Origin of the sequence: Phenylobacterium sp. CCH9-H3 (genome assembly GCF_001557235.1) — a bacterium.
GTDB lineage: Bacteria > Pseudomonadota > Alphaproteobacteria > Caulobacterales > Caulobacteraceae > Phenylobacterium.
In genome coordinates this window covers 1-4,611 of the sequence record NZ_LSJI01000191.1, presented here as the reverse complement: position 1 = coordinate 4,611, position 4,611 = coordinate 1, and the positions used below count along the sequence as shown (strand labels likewise).

Here is a 4,611-nt window from a genome sequence, read left to right as displayed (position 1 = left end):
GCCCCCGCCCGATCTGCTCGTGCGGGGGTCCAGGGCCTATTCCGAGTCCGCCATGGTCATGTCGGTGTCGCCGGACGGTCTCAGCGCGCTCACCCTGCGGTTCTGCCGTTTCCCCGTGGAGGGTCAGACCTGGCTCTGGTGCCACCTCTTCCACGAGGGCCGCCTCTACGCCTTCACCCGCCACGATCTGCCCTGCGGCGGCGAGCGCCTCGCCGGCGCCCAGCTCGCCCAGTACCGCGCGACCCCCATGGCGGCGGAGCTGGTCCGCGTGCGCCGCGGCGGTCAATTGCCGGCCGTCCGCCTGGCCGCCGAGCTCAGCTTCCACGAAAGCCGCACCGCCCCGCACGGTCCTGGCGGCGTCCCCGGCCGGTTCAGCGGCCAGTTCCTTGCGGTCAGCCCCCTTGGCAGCCAGGTGCTGGAGGGGCGCGAGGAGGTCTATGGCTGGTGCAGCGCCGAGGTGGAGATCGGCGGGCGCCGTTTCGTCCACGAGGGCCTGGCCAAGTACCACGAGCAGCGCCAGGAGGCCGCCCGCTTCGACGCGCCGTTCTGCTACGGCTTCCTGGCCGGCGACGCCATGAACTGCACCGCCCTGCTCCACGCCCGGGGCGCGAGCGGCGGCTGGCAGATCGACGGCGTCGAGACGGCGCTGGCCGACATGGTGCTCGACCGGCCCGGCGACGAGCGGACGGCCTCGTGGAAGCTGAAGGATGGATCGGCCCTGCCCGGGCGGCTCACCGCCCTGGTCCGCTATGAGATCCCGGTCTACGACCGCCGCTGGAACGGCAGCTTCGTGCAGGGAACCTGCGCCGGCCGGCCGATCGTCGGGGCGGTGAACGACTGGGTCATGGGTCCCGACATCTATGCCGCGGCGCTTGCGCGTGCGTCGCAATCCTAGGATGCAGCCGGATCACCACCATTGCTTGCGGATTGACCGCTCCGGATTCGAGGCGCAGACTCTCCTCATCGCCTGACTGAGACAGGCGGCAAGGGCGCGCCCCGGCGGCCCACTTGGTCTCCGCTTCTCGCAGGCGGGGCCCGGCGAACTTCCGGGGGACGCCTCTGGCGTCTGCCGCAGCCTGGCGTGGAGCTCAAGAACTCCACCAAACAGGATTGCGAGGAAGTCTCATGCATACCGAGCCGCATACCGGCGAAGTCCGTCATCACAAGCCGAAGCATCTGGCCGAGAAGTTCGAAGGCATGATCGGGGTCGTCATGGTCGCCGCGATCGTCCTGCTCGCCATCGGTCTGATCTACGGGATCATGACTACGGGCAGCACCGAACCCAAGTGGATGCAGTAAGGGCTCAGACCGCCCTGGCCAGCACCAGATCGTCATAGGTGTTGGCGCCCACCTGGAACTTCCGCACGCCCGCCTCGGCGAACCCCTGGCGGGCGTAGAAGGCGATGGCGCTCGCGTTCTCGCCATAGACACCCAGCAGCACGCGCCGGGCGCCCAGCGTCTTCGCGGCGTCGATGGCGGTGGCCATCAGCCGCGCGCCGACGCCGCCGCCCTGGAAGCGTGACAGGAGGTAGATCCGCTTGATCTCCAGGTCCCCCGGCCCGGTGGGGACCGGCAGATCGGGCGGGCAGAGCATGACGTAGCCCACGGCCGCGCCCAGGCCCGCGACCCCGGCCGCCCAGAACCTGTACGTGCCCGGCTGCGCCAGCCAGGCGGCGTAGCGCGCCTCGCCGTGCTCGTGGCTGCAGTGCGCCAGGATGTCGGCCGCCGGCAGGACGGTCGCATAGGTCTCCAGGAACGTCGCCTGGCCCACCAGCGCCAGCGCCCCGGCATCCTGCGGACCGCAGGGTCGGATATCGATCTGCATAATCCCTCCAGCGGCCGATCCCCCCGGCCAGGGCGTCCGTCCGCCCCCGCAGGCGGATAGCCCGGATATGGCGCGCGGCGAAGGGGCTAGGCGGGCGCCGGCCAGCGCGCTACCACTCAGGTTATCAACGATAAGGGGAGGGATCGGATGGCAGGTCGAGTGAGCGGCAAGGTTGCGCTCGTCACCGGCGGGGCCAGCGGCATCGGCCGCGGCTGCGCCGAGAAGCTGGCGGCCGAAGGTGCGTTCGTCGTCGTCACCGACATCCAGGACGCCCTGGGCGAGGAGGTGATCGCCGGCATCCTGAAGTCGGGCGGCAAGGCCGAATATCGCCACCAGGACGTCACCGACGAAGACGCCTGGGCCGAGATCGTCGACGGGATCAAGGCGCGGCACGGGCGCCTCGACTTCCTGGTGAACAATGCGGGCATCGGCATCGGCGGGTCGATCCTGGAGATGACGCTGGCCAACTGGCGCCGGCAGACGGCCATCAACCTGGACGGCGTGTTCCTGGGCACCAAGCATTCCATCCCTCTGATGCGCGCCTCGGGTGAGGGCGGCAGCATCGTCAACATCTCCTCGGTCGCCGGGCTGAAGGGTTCGGCCAACCTCGCCGGCTACTGCGCCACCAAGGGCGGCGTGCGCCTGTTCACCAAGGCCGTGGCCATGGAATGCGCCAACGCCAGGGACGGCATCCGGGTCAACTCGGTCCATCCCGGCCTGATCGAGACGCCGATCTGGACCACCGTCGGCGAGGCGGTGAACCCCGGCGCCAACGCCCCGCCCGATCTGGACGCCATGTCGGCCATGGCGGTGCCCCTGGGCGTGAAGGGCTGGCCGGAGGACATCGCCAACGGCGTGCTCTGGCTCTGCTCGGACGAGAGCCGCTACGTGACGGGCCAGGAGCTGGTGATCGACGGCGGCCTCACCGTCCGCTAGACGCGCCGGATGACTGGGACCCTGCACGTGATCTTCGGCCCCTCGGGCGCCGGCAAGACGGTTTACGCCCACGCCTTCGCCCGCCGGGAGAAGGCGGTGGCCTTCGTGCTGGACGAGTGGATGGCGCAGCTCTTTGCGCCCGACATGCCCCAGCCGATCGAGTACGAGTGGATGATCGAGCGCGTGCAGCGGTGCGAGGCCCAGATCTGGTCCGTCGCCGCCGGCGTGCTGGCGACGGGCGTATCGGTGATCCTCGACATCGGCCTGATGCGCAAGGACGACCGCGCCCGCGTGCGGGAGATCGCCGAGGGCGCGGGCCTGCCCCTCCAGTTCCATTTCGTCACGGCGCCGGTCGAGGTGCGGCGCGCGCGCGTGGCCGAGCGCAACGTCATCCGCGGTGAGAACTTCGCCATCGAGGTCAAGCCCGAGCACTTCGAGTTCATCGAGGGCGTGTTCGAAGCGCCCGACGCCGACGAGCTCGCCGGCGCCATCGTCAGCGAGAGCGCCTGACCGGCCTCAGTGCTGGAAGGTGGGGTAGAGGTGCGCCGGCCAGGTGGCGTCGGCCGCCCGGTGGTAGGCCTCGCGCCGGGTCAGGCGGGCGTTGTATTCCACCAGCACCGGATGTTCGGGCAGGATCTTCTGGTAGAACAGCCGCGAGACGGTGCCGCCCAGCACCACGTCGGCGGCGCTGAACCGGTCGCCCAGCAGCCACTTGCGCGACGCCAGCGTCGTCGTCAGCGCCTGCACCATGTCGTCGAACGCGCCGAAGCCCACGTCCGAGCCCGGCAGGTCGATCTTCTGCGCGTGCAGCGAGGCCACGGGATCCACCACGGCCGTCGCATAGACCATCCACTTCAGATAGGCGCCGCGATCCTTGTCCTCGATGCGCGGCGCCAGGGTCCCATAGCTGTAGCGGTCGGCCAGATAGATCGCGATGGCCGGGTTCTCGCTCACCACCACCTCGCCGTCGGTCAGGGTCGGCACCTTGCCCGCGGGGTTGAGCTTCAGATAGGCCGCCGACTTCTGCTCACCCTTGCGGATATCCACGGGCTGCACGTCGAACGCGACGCCGATCTCCTCCAGCATCCAGTAGGCGGTGAACGCCCGGCTGCCCGGCGAGTGATAGAGGGTGATCCCGCGCTTGGCGGCCATGGCGTACTCCTGAGGTCAGGCACAGGTAGTGCGAACCTCCGCGATTGGCGAGGCGAAGGTCCGTCCGGGTTGGTTCGGGCCGACGTGGCGCGTCGCCGGCGGCCGGCTTCTGCCGCCAACCCTTGATTTTTGCGGCGCACAATCCTAGCTTCTTTGCCCCCGGGTCGCATTCGCCCGCGGCCGGGGTGGGGATCACCAAGGCGAACCTCGAGTCACGATGGAAAAAGTTCCGATGACCGTCGAGGGCTACAAGGCCCTGGACGAAGAACTGAAGCGTTTGAAGACGATCGAGCGGCCCGCCGTGATTGCGGCGATCGCCGAGGCGCGCGCGCACGGCGATCTCTCCGAGAACGCCGAGTATCACGCGGCCAAGGAGCGCCAGGGCTGGATCGAAGGCCAGATCGCCGACATCGAGGACCGCATGGCGCGGGCCCAGGTGATCGACGTCTCCAAGCTGTCCGGCAGCCAGGTGAAGTTCGGCGCCACCGTCTCGGTGGTCGACGAGGACACCGAGGAGGAGGCGCGCTACCAGATCGTCGGCGAGCACGAGGCCGACGTGAAGAGCGGTCGCGTCTCGATCACCTCGCCGATCGCCCGGGCGATCATCGGCAAGGAGACGGGCGACGTCGTGGAGGTCATGACCCCCGGCGGCGGCAAGTCCTACGAGATCACCAAGGTCGAGTGGGTCTGACCCCCGC

General features: G+C 69.4%; 7 protein-coding genes. 5 read left to right on the top strand and 2 right to left on the bottom strand.

Annotated elements, in window-relative coordinates:
- The coding region (locus tag AX721_RS28020) for a hypothetical protein (RefSeq protein WP_197422625.1) at positions 1–895 on the top strand (895 nt) is incomplete at its 5' end.
- A 230-nt stretch (positions 896–1,125) separates the two neighbouring features.
- The gene (locus AX721_RS27455; RefSeq protein ID WP_156467225.1) at positions 1,126–1,299 is read left to right on the top strand and encodes a hypothetical protein; all 174 of its coding nucleotides are present in this window, start codon (positions 1,126–1,128) and stop codon (positions 1,297–1,299) included.
- A gap of 4 nt (positions 1,300–1,303) precedes the next feature.
- On the opposite strand, the gene AX721_RS17425 is transcribed toward AX721_RS27455, so the two are convergent.
- Positions 1,304–1,825: a GNAT family N-acetyltransferase gene (locus AX721_RS17425; RefSeq protein ID WP_068877259.1), complete on the bottom strand. Its 522-nt coding sequence runs from the start codon at positions 1,823–1,825 to the stop codon at positions 1,304–1,306.
- 159 nt (positions 1,826–1,984) lie between these two features.
- On the opposite strand from AX721_RS17425, the gene AX721_RS17420 reads away from it, so the two are divergent.
- Together AX721_RS17420 and AX721_RS17415 are read left to right on the top strand one after the other, a co-directional pair.
- Positions 1,985–2,761, top strand: coding sequence for an SDR family NAD(P)-dependent oxidoreductase (locus tag AX721_RS17420; RefSeq protein ID WP_231733403.1), 777 nt, complete (start codon positions 1,985–1,987; stop codon positions 2,759–2,761).
- 9 nt (positions 2,762–2,770) lie between these two features.
- Entirely contained in the window at positions 2,771–3,271 is a 501-nt protein-coding gene (locus AX721_RS17415) for an ATP-binding protein (protein WP_068877257.1), read from the top strand.
- Positions 3,272–3,277: 6 nt separating this feature from the next.
- Here the strand turns inward: AX721_RS17415 and AX721_RS17410 are convergent, their stop codons facing one another.
- Positions 3,278–3,913, bottom strand: a complete 636-nt coding sequence (locus AX721_RS17410; protein WP_068877256.1) for a glutathione S-transferase family protein — start codon at positions 3,911–3,913, stop codon at positions 3,278–3,280.
- A gap of 217 nt (positions 3,914–4,130) precedes the next feature.
- Here AX721_RS17410 and greA point away from each other — a divergent pair, with 217 nt between their 5' ends.
- Positions 4,131–4,604 (top strand): transcription elongation factor GreA, encoded by a 474-nt coding sequence (gene greA, locus AX721_RS17405; RefSeq protein ID WP_068877255.1) that lies wholly within the window; start codon positions 4,131–4,133, stop codon positions 4,602–4,604.
- The last annotated feature ends 7 nt before the right edge of the window (positions 4,605–4,611 follow it).